The organism is Mycobacterium helveticum (assembly GCF_007714205.1).
GTDB classification, from domain to species: Bacteria; Actinomycetota; Actinomycetes; order Mycobacteriales; family Mycobacteriaceae; genus Mycobacterium; species Mycobacterium helveticum.
Genome location: NZ_VMQU01000234.1, coordinates 1 through 3,305, shown reverse-complemented (window position 1 = coordinate 3,305; position 3,305 = coordinate 1). Strand labels below are relative to the sequence as shown.

The 3,305-nt window shown below is 75.2% G+C and carries 2 protein-coding genes and 1 pseudogene; 2 read left to right on the top strand and 1 reads right to left on the bottom strand.

The genetic code is table 11. From position 1 onward, the window contains the following. A partial coding sequence (locus FPZ47_RS26965; protein ID WP_144955362.1) for a DUF7159 family protein occupies positions 1–1,395 on the bottom strand: 1,395 nt, incomplete at its 3' end. A gap of 424 nt (positions 1,396–1,819) precedes the next feature. Here FPZ47_RS26965 and FPZ47_RS30060 point away from each other — a divergent pair. Next, a pseudogene (locus tag FPZ47_RS30060) lies at positions 1,820–2,572 on the top strand (DUF7937 domain-containing protein); the annotation flags it as partial. After that, positions 2,464–3,305 (top strand): DUF7937 domain-containing protein (locus FPZ47_RS30915; protein WP_486813347.1); only part of this gene is annotated, 842 nt, incomplete at its 3' end. The pseudogene FPZ47_RS30060 and the gene FPZ47_RS30915, both read left to right, overlap by 109 nt.

The window sequence follows — 3,305 nt, the reverse complement described above, 5'->3', positions numbered from 1 at the left end:
GTTCGACGTCGTCGGCGGGTTCGACGTCGTCGGCGGGTTCGACGTCGTCGGCGGGTTCGACGTCGTCGGCGGGTTCGTGGTCGGCGGGTTGTACGGCGGGTTCGGGTACGCCGGCTGCCAGCCCGGGAACGGGATCGGGATCGGGACGGGCATCGGCACATTCGGGAGGGGGTTGGGCACGAAGCCCGGGCCGCCCGGCGCGCCGGGCGCCACCGGCGCGTTCGGAACGGGGCCGCCCACGGCCGGTGGCGACGCCGGCTGCGGGACCGCGCCGCCGTTCGCCGGGGCCGGGATGGTGCCGCCCTGGAACCCCGCGGTGGGCCGGTCCGGCGGCGGCGGCGGCACCGGGGCCTGCTGTTGCGTCGGCAACAACGGCATGAACTTGCCCGGGGCGGCGTTCTGATGTCCCACCACGGGTTCCTGGCTGGCGGTGGGCCGCACCGCGATCGCCACCGCGACGGCCAACGACGCGAACCCGATGACCGCGAACGCGATGACGGCGTTGCCGATCAGCAGCGCACGGCGGTTCAGCGGCGCCCGGCCGGCCTCGACATCTCCGTATTCGGCGCCGTACTCGTCGAACGCGGGCAACAACTCGGAGTCGCCGGCCATCGAGTAGGCCAACTGCTGTTCCTCCGCGTCCGGTTCGGGCGCGGGCGCCAGGGCGGTCGCGTCACCGCCCGGTAGCATCGCCGTTTCGTCGCCCGTGCGCACCGGTGCGGCCCGCGTGGCGTCCGGCGGGGCCGCCGCCAGCGCCGCACCCCGGGCCAGGGCGAACGTCGGGTCGTCGGGAGTCTGCACCCGGGTGGTGGCATCGCCCAGCCGGTCGGCGATCCGGGTCAGGTCGGAGGCGGCGCGATCGGAAGCGCCGACCAAATAGACCTCGCCGGGAGCCCCGGGATACTCGCCGAGCCTGGCCATCAGCGTGTCGAACGTGGCGGTCGCGTCACCGCCGGCCAGGGGTCCCGACGCCAACAGGGTCGGCGGCGCATCCACATCGCCGGAGCCGGAACCGGAGCCCACCAGCGACAGCGTCGCCGTCTCGTCGCCGACCACCAACGCGGCGCCGGGCCGCCCGGCCGCCCGCATCAGGGCCGCCACCGCCTGTGACTCCGAGAGCACCGCGACGTTGGGGACACCGGAATCCGCCAGCGCCCGTCGCAGCTGCTCGGCCCTGGGATGATCCGTCCAGCACAGCCGGGTGCCGACCAGGCGGTGGCTCTCGTCGGCCAGAAGCCGGTTCGTGCCGACGACGGTCTCGGTCAGTTTCCCGACCGGGTTGTCCTCCAGGTCGACGACGGACTGGTCGATCACGTCATTGCCCTCGCCGTCCGGCCCCAACAGGGCCAAACGGGCAACGGAGCCTGTGACCGCGACCCCCAAAACGACGTCCATCCCGGCTCTCCTTCGGCTGGCGACCCCGCAGCCAGCAATGTCCCGGCATCACTACACTCCGATACCGTCGGCAGTACCAGTTCGCCTACCAGCGCAGCGTAACCAGCGGCGGCGCACGACGGCACGGTCGCCGCGCAACGACACCCGCGGGGAGCCGCCGCCGCGGCGCCCGAACGGAGACTATGGTCGCAAGCGAACAGCGCAGCCGGCCCGCCGGGGTGTGCCCCGGCCGCACCACCGAACCCGCGCCGGCGGTAACCGTCCTTGAGACCCGGGGGGCCTCGTGAGCCACAGCAGCGACGACACGCCTACCGGCCCCATCGGCGGGCAGACGCAGCGCATACCCGGGGCCGCCGCGCACCGGGTCCGGGCAGGTGCGGCGGCAGCGCCGGGACCGACGCCCGGGTGGACCACCGTCCGCGACCTGACGGCCGCCGCCCTGCTCGTCGTCGCGCCGCTGCTGCCGTGGAACCTGTATTTCGGGCTCGGCATCCCCGGCACCAGCGGCACCGCGTTCGCCGTGCTGCTCGCGGTGACGCTGCTGTCGCTGCTGGCGCTGGGCGTGACGCGACTGGGCCCCGTGGCGTCCCACCCCGCCGTGGCCGGACGGCTTCGCGTGGGGTTCAACGCGCCCTACCTGCTGCTGGTGCTGGCGTTCGTCGGGTTCGACGTGTTCGAGACGGTCCGTTTCGCCGGCACCGTGCAGGTACCGGGCGGTGTCGGGCCGGGGGCGTGGCTCGGTGTCGCCGGCGCGCTGTTGAGCGCGCAACCCGCGAGCACCGATCCGGCGGACCGCAGGTTCCCCCTCGTCCGGGTCCTCGGCTACGCGTCGATGCTCGGGGCGGCGCTGAGCTTCGGCTTCAACCTGTACTGGCGGGTGAAGTACGCGCTGGGCGGCTCGGAGTTCGGCAGGCAGAACGTCGCGGTCATCACCAGCGCGGTGGTCTACGGGGTGGTGGCACTGGTCGCCGTCCTCGTCGCGTCCACGTGGCTCGTCCGCACCACCAAGGCGTCCCGGCTGGCCACCGTGGCGCTCGGGGCGTCGGAGCTCGTCGCCGGCATCCTGGTGTGGATCCTGCCCGTGGGCCGCGACGTCGACGCGTTCCACGGCATCGCGCAGAACACCTCGACGGCGGGCGTGGGGTTCGAGGGCTACCTGGCGTGGGCGGCGGCGGGGGGGGGGGGGGGGGGGGGGGCCCCCCCCCCCCCCCCCCCCCCCCCCCCCCCCCCCCCCCGCCCCCCCCCCCGGGCGCGGGGGGGGGGGCCCGCCCGCGGGCCGCGGGGGGGGGGGGGGGGGTCGCGGGCTCCGGGGGGGGGGGGGGGGCGGGGGGGCTGTTCGCGCCGCGCACGCCCGCAGACCACCGGGCCACCCGCGCGACCGAGGCGAACGCCTGGCGGGCGGCGGCCCGCAACGGCCTGCTGCTCATCGCCGTCTGGTGCCTGGGGTCGATCGCGATGAGGCTCACCGACCTCACGGTCGCGGTCAGCCTGAACTATCCGTTCTCCCGGTACGACAGCATCGTGCTGGCCGGCTTCGACCTGGTCACCGCGGCGCTGGCGCTGTGGCTGCGGGTCAACCTGGCCAACGACGCGGTCTCGGCGAGGCTGGTGTCGTCGTTGTGCGGGCTCGTCGCCACGCTGAGCGTCTCCCGCGTCGTGCTGGGCGTCGCGCTGGCGCCGCGGTTCCAGGAGACGCCCAACGCCGCGGCGCAGAACCCGGTGTACGGCAACGATCTCGCCCAGCAGATCACCAGCGTCTTCGACGTGACGCTGTGCGGGTTGGCCCTGTGCATCCTGACCGCGGCGATCGTGACCGGCCGCCGCCGGCGCCGGGGCCCGAACCGCACCGCCCCGGCCGGTGCCCGCCGGCCGTCGGCGGCGCCGACCACGCGCGTCCGGGTGCCCCGCCC